At 50.1% G+C, this 18,246-nt stretch carries 18 protein-coding genes and 1 tRNA gene; 8 read left to right on the top strand and 11 right to left on the bottom strand.

The window, feature by feature from the left end:
• Nucleotides 1-109: 109 nt before the first annotated feature.
• From FBF26_00290 to FBF26_00275, 4 genes are all read right to left on the bottom strand, one after another.
• The gene (locus FBF26_00290) at nt 110-508 is read right to left on the bottom strand and encodes a pyridoxamine 5'-phosphate oxidase family protein (protein QJU09715.1); all 399 of its coding nucleotides are present in this window, start codon (nt 506-508) and stop codon (nt 110-112) included.
• Nucleotides 505-1,374 carry a DUF84 family protein gene (locus FBF26_00285; protein ID QJU09714.1) on the bottom strand — a complete coding sequence of 290 codons (870 nt, stop codon included), beginning with the start codon at nt 1,372-1,374 and terminating at the stop codon, nt 505-507. Before FBF26_00285 ends, FBF26_00290 begins: the two co-directional genes overlap by 4 nt.
• A 9-nt stretch (nt 1,375-1,383) precedes the next feature.
• Entirely contained in the window at nt 1,384-2,361 is a 978-nt protein-coding gene (locus FBF26_00280; GenBank protein ID QJU09713.1) for a ribonucleotide-diphosphate reductase subunit beta, read from the bottom strand.
• Nucleotides 2,362-2,485: 124 nt separating this feature from the next.
• Entirely contained in the window at nt 2,486-4,870 is a 2,385-nt protein-coding gene (locus tag FBF26_00275) for a ribonucleoside-diphosphate reductase subunit alpha (GenBank protein QJU10550.1), read from the bottom strand.
• Nucleotides 4,871-5,086: 216 nt separating this feature from the next.
• Here FBF26_00275 and FBF26_00270 point away from each other — a divergent pair, with 216 nt between their 5' ends.
• Nucleotides 5,087-5,278 carry a hypothetical protein gene (locus FBF26_00270; protein ID QJU09712.1) on the top strand — a complete coding sequence of 64 codons (192 nt, stop codon included), beginning with the start codon at nt 5,087-5,089 and terminating at the stop codon, nt 5,276-5,278.
• A 2-nt stretch (nt 5,279-5,280) separates the two neighbouring features.
• On the top strand, nt 5,281-6,204 hold the full coding sequence (locus FBF26_00265; GenBank protein ID QJU09711.1) for a hypothetical protein: 924 nt from the start codon (nt 5,281-5,283) through the stop codon (nt 6,202-6,204).
• 106 nt (nt 6,205-6,310) lie between these two features.
• Here the strand turns inward: FBF26_00265 and FBF26_00260 are convergent.
• Nucleotides 6,311-6,402 (bottom strand) — tRNA-Ser (locus FBF26_00260).
• A 74-nt stretch (nt 6,403-6,476) separates the two neighbouring features.
• On the opposite strand from FBF26_00260, the gene FBF26_00255 reads away from it, so the two are divergent.
• Both FBF26_00255 and FBF26_00250 read left to right on the top strand, forming a co-directional pair.
• The gene (locus FBF26_00255) at nt 6,477-7,640 is read left to right on the top strand and encodes an ATP-binding cassette domain-containing protein (GenBank protein ID QJU10549.1); all 1,164 of its coding nucleotides are present in this window, start codon (nt 6,477-6,479) and stop codon (nt 7,638-7,640) included.
• The gene (locus tag FBF26_00250; protein QJU09710.1) at nt 7,637-8,854 is read left to right on the top strand and encodes an ABC transporter permease; all 1,218 of its coding nucleotides are present in this window, start codon (nt 7,637-7,639) and stop codon (nt 8,852-8,854) included. Before FBF26_00255 ends, FBF26_00250 begins: the two co-directional genes overlap by 4 nt.
• Nucleotides 8,855-8,949: 95 nt before the next feature.
• On the opposite strand, the gene FBF26_00245 is transcribed toward FBF26_00250, so the two are convergent.
• Nucleotides 8,950-9,987, bottom strand: a complete 1,038-nt coding sequence (locus FBF26_00245; protein ID QJU09709.1) for an SIS domain-containing protein — start codon at nt 9,985-9,987, stop codon at nt 8,950-8,952.
• 77 nt (nt 9,988-10,064) lie between these two features.
• On the opposite strand from FBF26_00245, the gene FBF26_00240 reads away from it, so the two are divergent.
• Together FBF26_00240 and FBF26_00235 are read left to right on the top strand one after the other, a co-directional pair.
• Complete coding sequence (locus FBF26_00240; GenBank protein QJU09708.1) at nt 10,065-10,535, top strand: hypothetical protein; 471 nt, start codon at nt 10,065-10,067, stop codon at nt 10,533-10,535.
• Nucleotides 10,536-10,591: 56 nt separating this feature from the next.
• Nucleotides 10,592-12,517, top strand: a complete 1,926-nt coding sequence (locus tag FBF26_00235; GenBank protein QJU09707.1) for a hypothetical protein — start codon at nt 10,592-10,594, stop codon at nt 12,515-12,517.
• A gap of 87 nt (nt 12,518-12,604) precedes the next feature.
• Here the strand turns inward: FBF26_00235 and groL are convergent, their stop codons facing one another.
• The 4 genes from groL to FBF26_00215 all read right to left on the bottom strand — a co-directional run bounded on the left by groL (nt 12,605) and on the right by FBF26_00215 (nt 15,921).
• On the bottom strand, nt 12,605-14,248 hold the full coding sequence (gene groL, locus FBF26_00230) for a chaperonin GroEL (protein ID QJU09706.1): 1,644 nt from the start codon (nt 14,246-14,248) through the stop codon (nt 12,605-12,607).
• A gap of 20 nt (nt 14,249-14,268) precedes the next feature.
• Nucleotides 14,269-14,535, bottom strand: coding sequence for a co-chaperone GroES (locus tag FBF26_00225; GenBank protein QJU09705.1), 267 nt, complete (start codon nt 14,533-14,535; stop codon nt 14,269-14,271).
• A 74-nt stretch (nt 14,536-14,609) separates the two neighbouring features.
• Complete coding sequence (locus FBF26_00220) at nt 14,610-15,032, bottom strand: hypothetical protein (GenBank protein QJU09704.1); 423 nt, start codon at nt 15,030-15,032, stop codon at nt 14,610-14,612.
• A 28-nt stretch (nt 15,033-15,060) separates the two neighbouring features.
• Nucleotides 15,061-15,921, bottom strand: a complete 861-nt coding sequence (locus tag FBF26_00215) for a hypothetical protein (protein ID QJU09703.1) — start codon at nt 15,919-15,921, stop codon at nt 15,061-15,063.
• Between the two features lie 141 nt (nt 15,922-16,062).
• On the opposite strand from FBF26_00215, the gene FBF26_00210 reads away from it, so the two are divergent.
• On the top strand, nt 16,063-17,349 hold the full coding sequence (locus FBF26_00210) for a UDP-N-acetylmuramoyl-tripeptide--D-alanyl-D-alanine ligase (protein ID QJU09702.1): 1,287 nt from the start codon (nt 16,063-16,065) through the stop codon (nt 17,347-17,349).
• Nucleotides 17,349-17,879: a hypothetical protein gene (locus FBF26_00205; protein ID QJU09701.1), complete on the top strand. Its 531-nt coding sequence runs from the start codon at nt 17,349-17,351 to the stop codon at nt 17,877-17,879. The genes FBF26_00210 and FBF26_00205 overlap by 1 nt, the downstream gene beginning before the upstream one ends.
• Here the strand turns inward: FBF26_00205 and FBF26_00200 are convergent.
• Entirely contained in the window at nt 17,868-18,167 is a 300-nt protein-coding gene (locus tag FBF26_00200; GenBank protein ID QJU09700.1) for a hypothetical protein, read from the bottom strand. The two genes, FBF26_00205 and FBF26_00200, sit on opposite strands and share 12 nt — an antisense overlap.
• Nucleotides 18,168-18,246: the final 79 nt, after the last annotated feature.

The following is an 18,246-nucleotide window of genomic DNA, read 5'->3' as shown; positions in this document are numbered from 1 at the left end:
CAGCTTTTCTTCCAGAGACATGTCATCAGTAATAATTTGGGCTGCATTCATTCTTATTTTCCCCTATATTTAGTATAACCTTATGGTTATTGTACGCTAGTGATAGCGCTTACGCAATAAAATGCAGCCAATTTTCCGTTGTAGTTTTTTCATCAAGCTGGCCAATCGGCATAGCGTAAAACTGCGGCCTGTCAACTTGGGGCATAAAGTCTCCGAGCTTCTTGGCGTACGCCTTCTGGGCCGCCATCAGCTCTGTTTCCTCAACAATCTCCCGAACAGTTGTCGTCAAAAATACTGCGTTTTTCTGCTCATCCCAAACCACAAACTCTGCCTTACCGGTACGAAAGGCGTTGTGCGCATGACGTGACGTCGGGTCTGACACCCAAATGAGCATGTCATCCAGCCGCGCAAAATGCAGCGCCGTCACCAACGGTGTACGGTCACGATTGACCGTCGCAAGCGCCCCCACCTCTACCGTATCTAAAATATCTGTTGCCAATTTGTTCATCGGTCAGACCTCGCCTGAGCTACCGCTTTATATATTGCATCTTCTACCAGTTGCTGATCCGCACGATGAAGCATCGTCGAATTAACTTGCTTAGCCATGCTGCTGTCGCCATCATACAAAGTCGCACCCGTACTAAACCCAACACGCTGTACACCATCTTTACCTTCGACCAACGCCACCTCGCATGGGTACGCTATACTATCCTCAAATGGTCGAAACAGCCCACTTTCCACGTCCACGACATAGTCCGCCGCTGTTTTCCCGAGCTTTTTGAGATTGCTCAGACAGCTTGCCGCGCGCTGGCGTGTCAGCTCGAGACTCATCGATAATTCAGTCCCCGAAGGCGAGACCTCCACTACTTCAGTTCGTACCGGCAAACCAGCTCGACGAAAACCGCGCTCTATTGCCAGTCGCTTAACCAGACTTACTGCACCAATACATACCAACGGCAGACCGGTAATGTGAGACTCCACTTTCTCTAAATCACCGTCAAGTACAATTGGATTCATACCGCATAGCTCATCAATATACCCTATCTCCTTTGGCAACGGATACAGAGTAAAGATATCGAGACCGTGCTTAAAGGCGTAGGCCATCTCAAGAAATGAGTTACCGCCAATATAGCCATCAATGCCATTTTTTGGCGGATTCACCACCACAATCCCTCCGGCCAAATCAATTTTATCAAAGCGCTTATTCATATAACCCCGTTTGAGCTGAGCATTGGCGTGCGATTGCTCACGATCATAAGCCGTTCCCTCAGCTCGATCCGGTTTATACACTGTATGACCGCGCGCCTCCAGCTGAGCAGCAACCTTGTCCATCTTGTCGATAAATTTCATTGATCCACATAGCGTAATATTCATGTTACTCTCCTATTTCGTAGTATTAACTTCATAGCTGGTATTAGTACTCTCAAAGAAATTCACCAATTCCAAAGTGTCATTTGCCGTAGCCATCCATTTGGCTGGGTTGGCCACATTGTACTCTGGCTCAAAGCCAAGCTCAACCAAGCGGCGGTCGGTCATGTGCATGACGTATTGATTGACATAATCAGCGTTTAGGCCCAAGATTCCCTTTGGTAGCATGTCCTTGTTGTACTCTTTTTCTAGTTCAACCGCCTGCAGGATAAGCCCGCGGATTTCCTCGGCAAATTCCTGGGTTTGCAGTTCTGGGTTTTCGTCCAAAATAGTCAGCAGCAAATTGATACCAAAGGTCAAGTGTAAATTCTCATCCTTAGTGATCCAGTCTAGCAGCGTGCCGACATTGCGCAACAAGTTACGCTGGCGGAAGCTCATACCAACCATAAAGCCCGAGTAAAACCAGATGCCTTCCAATACGATGTTATACGCCACCAATGAGCGGACAAAATCTTTCTTACCCTCCAAAGAGTAAATATCCAAATTTGGATCGAGCATGACATCCAGGTGCTTGTTCTGGAAGTTCGCCTTGTCGGCCAACGACTTTTTACCAAAGCCCGCCGCATAAATTTCCTCGCGATCAAACGGAAAGGTCTCGATGATATACTCAAAGGTCATGAAGTGGTTAGCCTCTTCCCACATCTGCTTCGACAGATACAGCTGCGCTTCAGCAGCGTTAACGTACGGATAAATGCCAAATGCCAGCGACTTGTTGATTAGTAGCTCGTTCGGATTAAGGTAGCTGATGACGGTCTTTAGCGCATGCTTTTCCTCATCACTAAGTTTTTCAAAATCCGCCAAATCCTGTACCAACTGCACCTCGTTTGGGAACCAGGTGTTAGCCACTGCTTGGTTATATAAGTCGTATGCCCATGGGTAGCGAATTGGATGCAGTGATAAACCGTCGCGTAGTCCTGAACCTAAAATGCCCATTTAATTGTCCCCTTCTATGATGATGGCAAACAGTGCCTCCTGCCCGATAGCTCGCTGCACCACTTCCTCTGCCAACAAATCAATTCCCGGTAATGTATCTTGATATTCCATATCGTTCCTCCTTTTATTTATTAACCTTGGCAAATCCAAACCCGCGCGTTTTAGCGCCAGTTCGAATCTTCTGTTCTGCTAATTTTTCCACCGACACGGTGGTCTGCTCTGATTGATGACGCGGCTTGACGTGCAGGTAGTAGGTGGTTTTCAAACCACGCCGCCAGGCTTCAGAATAAATCTCCACATACTCATCGATGTCACGAGTTTCCAGGTACATATTGCGACTAATCGCCTGGTCAACCCACTTTTGTGCCCGAGCCGCCACCTCGATAAAGGCATACGGGCTGAGCTGGAAGCTAGTCTTGTAGACGTCGCGCAGTTTTTGCGGAATAGCGTCGATGTGCTGAATGTCACCCTGCGCTGCAAATATTTCATCCTTCAGACGATCCCACAGGTTCAGCTCTTTCAAGTCACGAACCAGATTATGGTTCACCTCCAAAAACTTACCATTCAAGGTCGAGCGACTAAAAATCTGGGCAAACTGCGGATCAATCCCCGGCGTTGTCCCCGCCACATGACCGATGTTAGCGGTCGGAGCGATAGCCATCAGCGTGGCATTACGCATGCCTTTTTTAACTTTCTTACGTAGTTTATCCCAATCTAGACGGGTTTTGCTGTCAATTTTCACCTTAACCTTGCGATTATTCGACAATTCCGCCACCGTATCAATCGGCAAAACACCCTTACTCCAGCCACTACCGTTATACGTCGGATAACTGCCTAGCTCGGCCGCCAAATCCGCCGACTGGTCGATGGCGTGATAACTAATAAACTCCGTCAATTGGTCGATCAATTCATAGGCTTCGTTCGACTCATAGCAGTAACCGAGCTTTTCCAACACATCAGTAAAGCCCATGACGCCGATACCAATTGCCCGCGTCTGCTGGTTCGAGTGCATCGCCTCTGGAATTGGCGTCTGAGTGATGTCTACCAAGTTATCAAGCTGGCGTGTTGCTGCCCGTGCTGCCTCTTGTAGCCGCTGCCAATCCCACGTCTTATCCTCACGCAAGAACGCCGACAGATTGATGCTGATGAGGTTGCAGGTAGCGATATTCTTCTCATCCTGCGGCAGGGTAATTTCCGTACAAAGATTAGACAAATGAATTGTACCAGTGTTGTTATTTAGAGCGCGGACGTTGATGGTGTCTTTCCAGGTCAGCCATGGATGGCTAGTGGCTTGCAGACTGGTCAGGATTTGCTTGAACTGCTGACGGGCCGGTACTTTGTCAAAGACACGCAGCTTACCAGCCTCCACCAGCTTGATGTACTCTTTGTAGCGCGCCGAGAACTCCTCACCATATAGCTCGGGCAGATCCGACGTTTCCGCCGGGTCAAACAGATACCAATCTTGGTCTTTCTGCACTCGCTTCATAAATTCATCAGAGATAAATACTGCGGTATTAGCAAAGCGCGTCCGCATGTACGGGTCACCGGAGTTGGAGCGCAGGTCGATGAACTCCTTGAAATCAATGTGCCAGTTTTCCATATATACCGCCGCGGCACCCATCTTTTTACCCTTGCGCGATACGGCAAACAACGCCGTATCGATCATCTTGATAAATGGGATGGGCCCGGTGCTTGTTGTGTTGGTTGTCTTGACTGGACTGCCCGATGCTCGTAGCTTAGTAAAGCTAATGCCGATGCCGCCCGTGCCTTTGGCGATCCACATGGTGTCGCGAATCGATTTAGCAATTGACTCCATATCGTCTTGCACTTCCAATAAGAAACAGTTGCTAAGTTGCGGGAAGGAGCAGCCGGCATTAACTCGAGTTGAGCCACCTGGTACGTACTCCAGATTGCTCATATAATGATAGAACTCAATTGCTGCCGCAGTCGGATCCTTCTCGTTATAGCTCAGCCCCATGGCGATGCGCATGTGAGTAAACTGCGGTGGTTCAATCGGCTCACTACCATGTTTACGCAGAGCGTAGCGGTTACGGTTAGTGATGACACCGAGGTACTTACTAAGGTCGTCTTTAGTAGGATCAAGTGCTTCACCAAGCTTTTTCAAGTCAAACCGACCGTCACCCATCCGCTTATCGAGCAGACCGTCCTTGACCGCCGCTGTAACAAACTTTGGAAATTCCCGGGCGTGCAATTTCTTTAACTCGTCGGCCGTCTCGTAATCGCCTAGCGTATTCTTGTAAATATTTTTCAGCAGCAGCCGCGCCGCGATCTTGTCATAATCTGGATCATCCTTAACATTCTGTAAAACCGTCTGAATCACCGCCTCGTCCAGCTGCTCGGTGGTAATCCCGTCAAATAGCGTCAGCTGCAGCTCGGTCGCCACCTGCACTACCTTAGAAACCTGATCTGGCAGCCCGTCGCAGGCCTTCAAAATCGCCGCGTTAATTTTATTGGCATCAAACGGCTCTTTCGTCCCGTCGCGTTTGATGACGTTAATTTGTTGCATGTACCCTCCTTAATTTGCCCTGCTAAAAATCAGCCGCCAGCACCTCATCTGGTGGCTTGATAGAATAATTTGCCTTTTTGTTTATTTATGGGTTCGCTACATATATAGCGTACAACACTAACTATAGCCGCTACATATAGTGTTTTTCAAGACATTTGGTAAATTTTACAACCTATTTTTGCTATAATCAGATATGGTATGAAATTTGCCTCAATGCGCGACGCCACTTATTTTTTGGACAAGTTAATCGCCCATCCGCCCGAAAAGCATGATCGGCTGGCGTATGTAGCGCATATTCTGGAAATTCTTGGTAGTCCGCAAAGCAAATTCCCGCCATCCACATCGCTGGCTCTATATTGTCGCCAACTCATTATCTATAATATAATGTAAACATGTCCAAAGTGGCAGATATCAATAAAGAATATTTCGGCGAAGATAAAAAGAAAACCTATATAAAAGACGATTTTACTAATGTGCTTCATTCTGCCATTCAGCGCGAAGTATTTCTTAATATCCTCAATGAAGTTTCAAAAGCACAACATACCGAAGAAGAGCATGAAAACGGCAGCGTATCATTTGGCTATTTTGATCCAGACAATGCGGGTCTCTTAATAAGCATATTTGAAACCTATGAAAAGGGATTCATGCTGGACGTTCGCCAGCTATTAACGCCAAAAGAAACTGGTGCTGGCGGAAAATTTATAAAAGATATCCAAGCGCTAAAGGTGGAAGATTTTATAGATTTCTATAAAAATAGCAAACCCGACAGCATCCGCATACCGCCCATATTACTGGATGACCGGATAAACACCCGCGCTAAAAATAAATCTATAAAGGACGTAGACTTTATAGATAACAACCATATAAAAATCGAGCGAGCAGTTAATTATCTAGTAGAAAAAGCTCGAACATTTCAGAGCGAAGGATACTACAATAAAATAGTTGACGAGTATCAGGCACTAGAGTTTCACAAGGACCGTCAACCAGAAAAATATGATGTCTACGAAGAATCCTTAGATCTTCCTTATGCCATTATAAAAAAGACCACAAGAAATCGTAAATCCAAGGTCGAGACCAGTATTATATCTGATTGTCTAAATGATTTTGCAGAAATCGTAACTGCTTACCAGAGCCTGATAGTCAACAATACGAGCTTTCTTAGTTCAAATTGGCCACTGGATATCTATATAGAAAGAACTTTTGCTTTATTTTCTAAAGAAATTCCCAACGACGTCAAGGAAAAAGTCGTCCAAGATATCGCTAAATATTTTCAGAGATCTATAGAAATTGTTGGCTGGAATCACAAAAATGACTAAGACAATCAAAGAAACTATCTTCTTATCTTTTTAACAACATCAGATAAACAATATTTACTGCACGAACAAAACATTAGATACATTCAAACACACTAGAGACTCCTCTTGGCGGAAGGACGGGGATTCGAACCCCGGAGGCCCCGTGAAGAGCCTACACACTTTCCAGGCGTGCCAGTTCAACCACTCCTGCATCCTTCCGTGATGCATATTATAACAGAAAGTCCGCTAGCGGTTGCAACCGGAGCGGCTTTTTGTCTATAATAAAGGCAATGATGAACGATCCTTCAACGCGAATTAAACTTACTAATGTAACGAAACGATTTGGCTTTGGTGACGCCGAGCAGGTGGCGCTGGACAATGTCAATCTCGAGGTCAAAAAGGGCGAGTTCATTGCCATCGTCGGCCCGTCCGGCTGCGGCAAGACGACCCTGCTGAATATCCTCGGGCTGCTCGACCACCCGTCAGAGGGCGAGTATTACCTTGACAATAAACCGGTCGAGGATCTGACGGCGACCCATCACGCCACGATTCGTTCGCGCGATATTGGCTTTATTTTTCAACATTTCAATCTCATCCCACGCCTGACGGTGATCGATAATGTTGCCCTGCCGCTCACCTATAAAGGCATCAGCAAGACCAAGCGCCTCCAGGAAGCCAGCCGGATTTTACGCAACTTCCATCTGGGCGAGCGCGAGTATTATCTGCCGCATCAGCTATCCGGCGGCCAGGTTCAGCGCGTAGCAATCGCCCGGGCACTGGTCAACAGCCCATCAATTATCCTAGCCGACGAGCCGACCGGCAACCTTGATTCCAAGTCCAGCCACATCATCATGGAGGAGCTGTCCGACATTCACCGCCGAGGCAATACGATTATTATGGTGACGCATAATCCAGAGCTGCTGTCATATGCCAGCCGGGTGATTTCTATACTCGATGGGCGTATTGATACCGATACGCACCACATCAAGAAGATCTTTAAGCAAAAGCTGGGCGGCGATGACCAACCAGCAACCCCAGTGAGTTCAACGCCGACGCACACAGTAGCCGCCAAAGACACAAAAGACGAGTCAGAGGAAAAGGGCGAGAAAGTAGAGAAAGCCGAGCCAACCAAAACCACTCCTGAAAAACCAACGACCGAGAAGGCAGCCCCATCTGCTACTCCCAACAAGCCAGCTGATCTAGTGAAATCGCCGGATGATCTCCCACCAAAGCGGCCGCTTGGCGCTGCTTCAGCCAAAGCAACCACAAAGACTGTTAAAGCTGACAGCGATCATAGTAAAAAATCAATAGATTCTGACGCCGCAAAAACCGCTGCTCCGTCGACCGAAAAGAAGCCCACCCCTAAGTCCGATAAAGCCGACGACGCAGAAACCGATGCCGCCAAATCAACCAAGAAACCAGTCAAAAAAGAACGGAAAGCTACGAAAAAGTCATGAAAATGCTCCTCAATAATCACTTCGAGAACGCGACTGAATCGCTCAAGTCAAATAGAGTCCGCACCTACCTATCGATTTTTGGCATCATGGTCGGCATCGCCAGCATTACTATTATCTTGTCGCTGCTGACCGGCACGAGCCGCCTATTTGGTGATCAATCCGCCAAGATCTCTGACACCACCGCACTAATCCGGTCTGGCAGCGAGGCGCGGCCGGATTCATTGCTGTCACTCAGCTCCGGACACGCCGCCCAGATGGTGAACACACTGACCGAACAGGACGCCCGAGAAATTGCCAAGGCGACCAACAACAGCGCCGCACCGCTGGCAACGTTTCGCACTAACGTATCGACACCGGACGGTAAGACGAAGCTAGAGCACATCACTGTTACCGGTAGCTCAGGCGAACTGGCAAAGCTCGCCGGCCTCAAGTTACGCGAGGGACAATTCATCGACGAAGCCAACGGCGTCGTGATTGGTAAGCAGCTATCAATTGACCTATTCGGCACTGAAAAATCCCTCGGCAGCGTCCTCAAGCTCCGCGGCGAGACACTGACAGTCATTGGCGTGCTCGACGAGCCGGAAACTGCGCCTAGTTACCTCGGTGTTGATTTTAATCGCTCCATCATCCTGCCGCTGGCCGTCAGCAAAAAATTCACCCAAAACACCGCCCAGATCCAGCAAATCCTCATCACCGCCGACAATGGTGCGGCGCTGCAAACTAAAATTGATGCCGCCAAAAAAGTCCTTGCCCAGCAGCATCAGGGCGATACCGACTACCACACCTTGGTCGGCCAAGCCATCACCGCACCGAATTCACACCTAGTGAACGCGCTCTCAACCGCCATGGCGGTCATCGCCGGTATCTCGCTACTGGTTGGCGGTATCGGCATCACCAACATCATGCTGGTTTCGGTCGCCGAACGCCAGCGCGAAGTCGGTATCCGCAAAGCCGTTGGCGCCACCAACCGCACCATCGTCGCCCAATTCCTCATCGAATCAGCCATCATCGGCCTATTTGGCGGTATTCTTGGCTACGTTATCGGCCTCGGCGCGTCGTTCCTCCTCGGCATGTACCTACCATTCACCCCAGTTCTCGAATGGCAAGCAGCCGCTCTGACTATCGGCGGAGCGCTGATCATCGGTATGCTCTTTGGCATCTATCCAGCCAGCCGCGCTGCCGGCAAAGACCCGATCGAGAGCTTGCGCCACTAATTCACACGAGTCCATCATGGCCCTCAATGGGCTCTAAAATAAAAGCGACGCCCCACTCCCCGGGCGCCGCTTTTTATTCTCCGGCTCAAATGAGCCTACGACAATTCTCTCTTTAGCTGCTCCACCAGCGCCACTGGCTCTGGATTAACACCGTTGAGAATGCCCGCATAGATACTGACAATCTCGCCCAGCGCCAGCCCCCACAGCAGCTGCTCGAGCAGCGTCTCGCCCTGTAGCTCGACTACTTCGGCCTTCGGGCGCATACCCGACAGCAACCGATCGGTCAGCTCCATCCGCTCCCGAATTCGCGGACGCTCAAGGCTGCTCCGAAAATCCACGACCTTATATGGTTTATCGACCGGATGTGATGACCAGCCGATGAATTCATTGTGGCTGAACTCCGGATATTGATTCCAAAACGCCACGTTTTTCGCTGACTCGTTAAAGCTAATCTTCCACTTATACGCCAGCGGCCATGTCAGCTCGCCCGCATAAAACACCTGGGTCGAACCAACGAGCTTAAGCGCCAGTTGCTTGGCATAATTATCCGCCGTCGGTACATCCTCGGCCCACTGGCTCAGCTGATCTTTCAGCCACACACCACTGGCTGCAACCGCGTGGTACAGGCTATCGTCAATCACCTCAAACTGGCTGAGCAGCTTTAGCAGCCCGCGCAAATGATACATCGTTGACATCCGCGGCTGGCCACCCGACGGAACGCGCACCCGCGGCAGATTATCTGCCTCGGCCGCCATAAACAATTTCCCGCCCGTCGCCATCACCGCCAACTGGCAGCCATGCTCACGAGCCTGCTGGTAACAGCTCATCGTCTCCTCGGTGTTGCCCGAGTGGCTGATAGCAACAACCAGTGTTTTTTCATTCACAAAATGTGGCAGCTGGTAGCCTTTCACTACCTCAAGCGGCACCGTGACCCGATCCGCCGTCAGCACCTTGACCATATCCGCCGCCAGCGCCGAGCCACCCATACCCGCCAGCACCACATTCGCCACCTCACTAGGGGTCGCCGGTGACTCCACTTCAGCTGCAAAGTCCGTCTGCATCGTTACCGCCACCGCACTCGTTCGTGTATTACCCGGGTCGCGCTGCGCTAAAAGATTTTTGTCGTCAAGCATCTTGAAATTCCTCCTTTTCCTGTGTTACAGTATAACATAGGAAGCAAGCGTAACCGTAATGTGAAAAGAGGTGGGGTATGACAATTCAAGACAGCGGACAAGTCAACAGCGATCAAGATCTAGCTAGCGTGTTAGCGGGCGTCTCTGGTGGCAATGATGATAATCTACGATTTGAAGAAACCGGCGCCCAGGACGCTGACACAACTAGCCGCCCGACCAAGCCACAAACCAACACCACGCCCGGATTGGTCACGCCAGCACCGCGGCCAACCACCGACAGCACTAGTCGGCCATATGCCACGCCGACCGATCTGTCACTTGATGATATCAAGCAAAATGCTCTAAATGAGCTTCGACCACTGGTCAACAAGCTCAACGTCTCGCCCGAGGAAAAGTTCGACACCTACCTCCTATTGCTGCGCTCAACTGACGACACCTCGCTAATCGCCCCAGCACACGAAGCGGCCGTCGCCATCCCCGACGAGACCCGCAAAGCCCAGGCGCTGCTCGATATTATCAAGGAAATTGATTTCTTGTCGCAGAGCTGAGACCTGCTATTTATGTATAATTTGCTAATTTAGTAGTTTTATTGTACAATTCAGACATGTCTTTAGTTGCATCGGAGCGTAGCGACAGGTATTGTCCTATTTCTGAAACATCAAGCGTCAGTCCAGAAACTGTGCGGGATGTCGCTGCGGCAAAACTCCAGCTCTACAAAGAAACACTTCACGGCCTCCTCAACCAGCAATCCCTAGACCAATTAGCAGGCCTGTATGATATACCAAGTTACGACGCCCCCTTTGTTCACGACATACTAGGATTACGCGGCGGCGGCATCAAAGATTTTTCAGATATTGCTAAAACCTCCGCTGATCATACAGCCATCCGCGATACAGCTCTCAACCTGGGCTTTCTTCACGAAGAGCTTGACCAAAAGCTAGAACATGATGGCAGACAACTCGATGTTGCTCTACCCCGCAATATGCAACCTATTGGCGATGTATCTGCGATCATTGTACCGGGTGGAGCTGGTGCCACTAATGGTATCCGCCTACTCGGTGCCCTCACGGCAATACAAGAAGGTAAAATCAACACCTCAGAAATTATCCTCACCACCTGTGACCGTCCAACCACTGAAGCAGAGCGTAAGCGAGCCGAAGCACAAGGTTTCGAAGGAAGCACAACCGAATTTGAACTATGTCTTGACGCTGCAGCATCCCTTTTAGGGGACATTTCTTGGGAAGAGAGCACACTCCCAACTCCATACGAAAGTAATGATTTGACAAAAGTGCGTCAGGGGTGGGCAAAAATAGCGACACCACACGGCACACAAATTATCAGTCTCAGCGTATTGTCAGCTCCAATTGACAGCAACCGTACCATGCCCGACGGCAGTAAACCGCGTCGTGCCAATACCCAAGAAACCTTTAGGGCTACCTTTCCTCTGCTTGACGAGGGCAGCAAGGTGGCAATTGTCTCGCACGATACTTGGATACCATATCAAGAACTAGCAGGACTCGATACCTTTCTGCTCGAAAACAACACGAATGTCGTTGCATTTGGCCCACAAAAAACCGATCGCCTCGCAGGTGGTGCTATACAGCAGCCCGAGCAAGTCATCGATGAAATCGTCAAAGTATACGCCTATTACGTGAATCTTTTAGTCAAGGCCGAGACCCGTATCGAGAACCAGCGCCGTATACAGCAGTACGCCGAAACCGCCATCCCAGACATGACCGAACTACGCGACGCTAAAATGCGTATCGGCTATCGCGATATTCCATTTGCAGCGAGCAGTGGCTTACTTCATGAACTGCGCCAAGAACCGTTGGTTGACCTAGCCAGCCATGGTATTGCCGGCCAATCTTATTATTCTCGGCGCAATGCTACGACTGGTGCACGTATTTCTGGCGTCGATAAGCCGATCTATGTCCGAGAATCGGTTGCGAGAAAACTGGCAGACATTAACGCCTTTCTCCAAAGCCCTGAAGTTACCAAATTTTTTGATGGCACCGTGGAAGTATATGTTGAGGAGGGGCTACGCTCCACCGATATGCAGTCATCATTATATCACCAACTCATACCAAATAGCATTCGACGCAGCAAGCCGAATCTCCAAGAAGGGGATATCTATAAACGGCGCGACGAGATCATCGCCAAACCCTCGACTACCGATAATCCATCACCGCACGCAACGGGCGGAGCGATTGACATCCGCCTACGCGTCAAGCCAAGCCCCTGGACACCAGACTTTGTAGCAGACAGCTTTATTGACATGGGGCATATGGATGGCGACACCGGGCCGCGCAATAATCCTGATTATTTTGAGCAAGCAACGCCACTGGCGGACGAGGATATAACCGCTCAGCGAAATCGTCGCTTTCTGTATAATCTGCTGACCGCCTATGGGTTTACGGTCAATCCCCATGAATGGTGGCACTTCGACTACGGCAACCAGCTGTGGGTATTTGTGCGGAATTATCAGCTGGGTGAAAAAGCCATGCAGGCGCTATTTGGGGCTGCCAAATAGCAGAGATAAAGACATCCTCATTTACACACTAAAACTCCCCGCCGTTTCCAGCGAGGAGTTCCCTTCTTAACGATGTACCTGGAGCCGCTACATCATCCCCATACCCGGCATGCCACCAGGCGCAGCTGGAGCTTCTGGCTCTGGTACGTCGACGACCAGTGCGCCCATGGTTGCTGCGGTTGAGGCGATAGATACCGCGTTCTGCACCGCTTCCTTGGTGACGCGCGCTGGGTCGATAACGCCAGCTTTTTTAACGTCCACCAGGCCTGCTTCCGGATCCATGACATTAACGCCACAGCCAGCCTTGCCCGCCTCGACTTGCGCCAGCAGCGCGTCGGCATTCAAGCCAGCGTTACGCATAATCTGTAGGAATGGCTGCTTCAGGGCGTCCTTTAGAATCTGCCGACCAGCCGCGATGCTGTCTGCACCGCCCACTTTCAGGCCGCCAGCCAAATTCACCAAGGTGACGCCACCACCAGCGACAATTCCCTCAGCCAAGGCTGCCTTGGTCGCTGCCACTGCGTCGTCCACGCGGAATTTCTTTTCATCAATCTCTGTCTCGGTCGCGCCGCCAACCTTGATGACAGCAACTTTGCCAGATAGCGCCGCTGCTCGCTTATCAAATTGCTCTTTTTCGTATTCGCTGGAAGCATTGTCGGACAGCACCTTGATCTGAGCGATCTGCTCCTTCACGGCTGACGGCTTGCCCGCACCCTCAACGATGGTGGTTTCGTCTTTGCCGACAATCACCTTGCGCGCTGAACCCAAGACCTCCAGGCCAGCATTCTCAAATGTCAAACCGTGATCCTCAGAAATCACCGTTGCACCAGTCAACACCGCGATGTCGCGCAAAATCTCCTTACGACGGTCGCCAAAGCTTGGTGCCTTGACCGCCACAGTGTTAAACACGCCCTTGAGCTTGTTCAGTACCAAAATACTCAGCGCCTCGCCTTCAACTTCATCAGCGATCAGTACGACATCCTTTTTCCCACTTTGTGCCAATTTTTCCAGCATCGGCAAGAACTCCTGCACGCTGGAAATCTTCTTATCGGTGATCAAAATCGCTGGCTTTTCATAAACCGCCTCTTGCCGACCGGTGTCGGTGACAAAGAACGGACTGACCCAGCCTTTGTCCAGGCTGAAGCCTTCAACAACCTCAGCCTCCAGCTCCAAACCTTGGCCAGCCTCAACCGTTACCACGCCGTCTTTACCAACTTTCTCGATGACACCAGCGATTAGTTTACCAATTTCCGCGTCGCCCGCCGAAATAGTTGCCACTTCCGCCACGCGCTCAGACTTGCCCTCAATTGGCTCAGCTAATTTGTTCAGCTCTTTGACAATTTCCGCGCCAGCCTGCTCGATGCCTTTGCGTAGCTCCATCGGGTTGTGACCCGCTGCGATCAGCCGGTTGGCCTCCTTCAAAATCGAATAGGTCAGCACCGTCACCGTCGTGGTACCGTCACCAGCCTGCTTGTTCAAGTTCTTGGCTGCTTGCTTGATCAGATCAGCACCAACCTTGTAGCCCAACGTCTCATCATCATTTTCTGGCAGCTCAATGCCTTCCGCTACTGTCACGCCATCGTGCGTCACCGTCGGCCCGCCAAACCCCTTGGCGATCACCACATTACGGCCCTTTGGCCCATAGGTTACTTTGACTGCGTCATATAATGCCTGAGCCCCGCCCAACACACGGCTGCGCGCATCATCATCGTAAAAAACTTTTTTTGCCATAGTTGTATTCCCCTTCCTTTTTATGCAACTGTCGCTAATACATCTTCTTCGCGGACGATCAAATAGTCAACACCGTCAACTTTCAGTTCAGTAGTTGTATATTCCTTATACACGATCTTATCGCCAACCGCCACATGCTTGACATCACTACCGACTGCTTTCACCTGAGCAATCACTGGCTTTTCTTTCGAGCTATCAGGCAGGTAGATGCCACTGGCTGTTTGTGTTTTTGCCTCTTCACGGACTGCAACAACGCGGTCGCCAAGAGGTTTGATAGGTGTACTCATTGCAATTCCTCCATTTTTTCTTGCATCGCTTCATCAGTATATCGTATCTTATTAGCACTCGTCAAGGGTGAGTGCTAGAAATTGAACTCGATATTCGCCTCACCCGGCTCCTCCGGATTTACCTCCTTTTCACTAACAAGTAGCTTTAGCCGATTATCCTCATCCTTTTCAATCCTCCCCGAGCCACAAACTGCCTCTTCTGCCTCAATAGTAACTTCTCCCATCGTTCGAATAGGGAATTCATCGAAACCTATTTCACTAAGCTTCATAACCGCCCTCAGCGCAGTCGCTCCAATATCACCCCCTCGCTTACGTCGCCGCGCAGCCAACTCATCGCCATCAAGACTGGGGGCCACAAGCAACTGCAACAGGACCGCACTCGTCTCGCTAGACCCCGTAATACTATCCTTAATCGCCTTTGCATATTTTTTCCTGAGGAACACTTCCGAGTCTAGACCTGGATCCGAGCTAATAATATCATATGAACGTATAGGCATCTTTGATATTATAAACTATTCTGATATATTATGCAACATTATGTCCAGCTTGCTGAATTACTACATCCATAACGGAGCGGTAATAGCCTTGCTTATTTCTAAGTTGCCAATTCTCCAAAATGAGCTTGTTACCAAAATCACGACCAGTAAACCCAGACCATACTGCCATGTACTCAGTATCTCCATGTTCTCTAGCGATTTTATTTGCTTTATCAGCGGCAGTTTGGCTTGATTTAATATCAATCCCAACCTCAATACCCTTATAAGTCACGACAATAATATCTATACCGTCCAGTTCTTCCTCGTCGTTTGCACCCCTGATGCCGTACACTTCCTGCATTGAACTTAGGACGCTCTCTGCCGCAATTTCCTGTCTCATACCAATGAGGATTATTTGTGCCGCATTTTCTGCATATTGAACAACCTCCTTGCTCTCACCCATCATCAAAACAATGTCAGTAACAAAATTAATCAACTGTTGCATCCCTGAACATTGTTCCGCGTCGATTATCTTACGAAGAGCATGGTTAAATGTTATTACTGGACCAAGTAATTTCTTTTTCTCGCAACGTTCCATCGTTTTACCATATTTGTCAAGCTGTCGCTGCGCTAACAGCCAATTTGGTATCGCTGCCATAAGCGCTAATTGACGAGTTTGGTCGCTCTCATATTTATGGGTTCGCCCCACTCGCTCCGATAGGGCTTGTGCAGCCATAATAGCAACTGCTTTTCCGCGCAGCACACTAGGCAAGCTTTCGATGAGGTGTACGCCCCACTCTTCGGTATTACTCTCTTGTGCTGGCTGTCGCTCAGCTCTTTGAGACTTCACCTCATTGATTGTTTTTTGGTATTCTGGTGTTTTTGTGACAGCATACAATAAGTCGTTCACCCTGCCCCAACGAGGTGGCGCCAACCTTCGTGCTGGTGTCCGTTCATGATTAAGCATAACTACAATGCATACTAGCATAAAATTGATAAAAAATCAAGTTTCTGATTCACTACCCTTATCAAAAGATGCTATACTATACTCATGAGACTCTTCAAAACCCTCATCTCGCGCATTCTCGCCCGCTCTGTCACTACGTTCTTCCTGCATAATCCGCACATCAAGCTCGTTGCCGTCGTCGGTAGTGTCGGCAAAACCACCACCAAATCAACCCTCGTCAGTGTCCTAAACTCCAGTTATAAAGTCCGCACTAACCGCGGCAACTTCAATGCCGAGTTTAGCGCGCCACTAGAAATCCTCGGTGTTGACTCACCGCAGAATCCCCGCTCGGTATGGAATTGGTTATCGGTCTTGGGCCGAGCCCGCCGTGCTGCCCGCCGCCAGCACGACCTCGACGTTATCGTCCAAGAATTCGGCATTGATCACCCCGGTGAAATGACCGCGTTCGGCCGCTATATTCGCCCTGACGTCACCATCGTCACCGCCATCGCACCCGAGCACATGGAGTTTTTCGGCTCACTAGAAACCGTTGCCCGCGAGGAATTTGCGCTCGCTGAATGTAGCGAAAAAGTGATCTACAACCGCGATGATATTCGCCCCGAATTCGTGGACTTCGCCGATTGCGGCCAAATCATTTCCTACGGCACCGAGCCGGGCGCCGACTACCGGATAGCTATCGGCAAATTTACTGAGGGCAAGGGCTACCGTTGCCGGCTCATCCACGCCGACCAAACCTCGCGTCCATTCATCATCCCCGTTGTCGGCGTGCATCAACTCCGCGTTGCCGGCGGCGCGGCGGCGGTGGCGTTAGAGCTTGGACTTGACATTGAATGTGTGATGACCATGCTCGAGAATTTCACACCAGTCAGCGGCCGCATGAATATTCTGCCCGGCATCAACGATGCGACCATCATCGACGACTCATATAATGCCAGCCCCCTCGCCGTAAAGTCTGCCCTGACGACACTTTACCAGCTACCCGCCAAAACCAAGATCGCCGTCCTTGGCGACATGAACGAGCTGGGCCAGACCGCAGCCGATGAACACGCTGCCATCGGCGCGCTGTGTGACCCGAAACAGCTTGACCACGTCATCACCGTTGGCCGCTTGGCCGAGCGATTCCTCGCTCCAGTTGCTCGGCAAAATGGCTGCACCGTCACCTCGTTCGCCAAGGCCACCGACGCTGCCAAGCTCCTCGCTCGCTTAGCCAATAAAGACACTACTTTCCTGTTTAAGGGATCGCAGGGCGGCATCTACCTCGAGGAGGCCATCAAGCCACTCCTCAAAAATCCCGCCGACAGCCAAAAACTCGTCCGCCAATCAGACGCGTGGCTCGAAAAGAAACGGCGATTTTTTGAAAGTGACCATTGATGAGCGAAAATGCCACATCAAAAAAATCAATTGCCACCCGCATTGTGCGCTGGCTTATTTACGGTCTGACAATTCTCGTTTTTGTGCTTGCAACTACCCACAATGACCATCTACACAAGCTCAACTCCGACCAATTTGGCCCGCCTGACTATTATTATGATTACTATCTGCACGACTCGATGTGGTTCATTGTGGCCATGCTTATCACCTTGCTGATGATAGGGATAACAGACCGGTCAATCACCGCCGCCCGCCACCAGAATCTGCGCAATCGATGGCCACTGGTTATAACAGGCGTCCTGTTTTACCTCGCAATACTGATACTGCTTCTCGATGTGACAATCGGCGGGTGGGGTATTCCTGGACGCTGCGGCAGCGGATTTTCTACAGGTAACTGCTTTCTGGCTGATGGACTCGGGGAATTTGTATACCTGTTCTGTATGCCGCCGCTTTTCATCTGCGGAACATCTCTTATGATTATCAATCGCCGCACCAAGTACCGCGAGAGCCGTAAAAAATCACTGCGATAAATTATAAAGGAACGCCAGCCAGAACAATGCCGCTACCGCGAGGCTGCTCAGCGCACAGAGTTTATATATACCCTTCAGCCACACCACCATCCACACTCCCGCCGCCGACAATAGCATTGGCAGCGCCATTGCCGCTATCTCAGTAACATGATATTCACGAATCCACCACGCATCCCACCTCGCCACAACAAAGAGCAGCACGCACAGGGCCACCGGTGCGACCACTAGCAAGATTACCACCGTATCGCTTAAATATGGTTTGTCCATCGTCGCTACATCATCTTTCATAACCTACCCCTCATGATAAATCGGCTGCGTTAGTTAATCAACCTGTCACTGCGACCAAATAGCTACCAAATGTAATGAA

The organism is Candidatus Saccharibacteria bacterium oral taxon 488 (assembly GCA_013100825.1).
In the GTDB taxonomy this organism is placed as follows: Bacteria; Patescibacteriota; Saccharimonadia; order Saccharimonadales; family Saccharimonadaceae; genus Nanosynbacter.
This window is presented reverse-complemented; position numbering and strand designations above follow the sequence as displayed.

Coding starts and splice junctions, on each gene's coding strand:
- FBF26_00290 (QJU09715.1), bottom strand. CDS start 508: ATGAACAAATTGGCAACAGATATTTTAGATACGGTAGAGGTGGGGGCG.
- FBF26_00285 (QJU09714.1), bottom strand. CDS start 1,374: ATGAATATTACGCTATGTGGATCAATGAAATTTATCGACAAGATGGAC.
- FBF26_00280 (QJU09713.1), bottom strand. CDS start 2,361: ATGGGCATTTTAGGTTCAGGACTACGCGACGGTTTATCACTGCATCCA.
- FBF26_00270 (QJU09712.1), top strand. CDS start 5,087: ATGAAATTTGCCTCAATGCGCGACGCCACTTATTTTTTGGACAAGTTA.
- FBF26_00265 (QJU09711.1), top strand. CDS start 5,281: ATGTCCAAAGTGGCAGATATCAATAAAGAATATTTCGGCGAAGATAAA.
- FBF26_00255 (QJU10549.1), top strand. CDS start 6,477: ATGAACGATCCTTCAACGCGAATTAAACTTACTAATGTAACGAAACGA.
- FBF26_00250 (QJU09710.1), top strand. CDS start 7,637: ATGAAAATGCTCCTCAATAATCACTTCGAGAACGCGACTGAATCGCTC.
- FBF26_00245 (QJU09709.1), bottom strand. CDS start 9,987: ATGCTTGACGACAAAAATCTTTTAGCGCAGCGCGACCCGGGTAATACA.
- FBF26_00240 (QJU09708.1), top strand. CDS start 10,065: ATGACAATTCAAGACAGCGGACAAGTCAACAGCGATCAAGATCTAGCT.
- FBF26_00235 (QJU09707.1), top strand. CDS start 10,592: ATGTCTTTAGTTGCATCGGAGCGTAGCGACAGGTATTGTCCTATTTCT.
- groL (QJU09706.1), bottom strand. CDS start 14,248: ATGGCAAAAAAAGTTTTTTACGATGATGATGCGCGCAGCCGTGTGTTG.
- FBF26_00225 (QJU09705.1), bottom strand. CDS start 14,535: ATGAGTACACCTATCAAACCTCTTGGCGACCGCGTTGTTGCAGTCCGT.
- FBF26_00220 (QJU09704.1), bottom strand. CDS start 15,032: ATGCCTATACGTTCATATGATATTATTAGCTCGGATCCAGGTCTAGAC.
- FBF26_00210 (QJU09702.1), top strand. CDS start 16,063: ATGAGACTCTTCAAAACCCTCATCTCGCGCATTCTCGCCCGCTCTGTC.
- FBF26_00205 (QJU09701.1), top strand. CDS start 17,349: ATGAGCGAAAATGCCACATCAAAAAAATCAATTGCCACCCGCATTGTG.
- FBF26_00200 (QJU09700.1), bottom strand. CDS start 18,167: ATGAAAGATGATGTAGCGACGATGGACAAACCATATTTAAGCGATACG.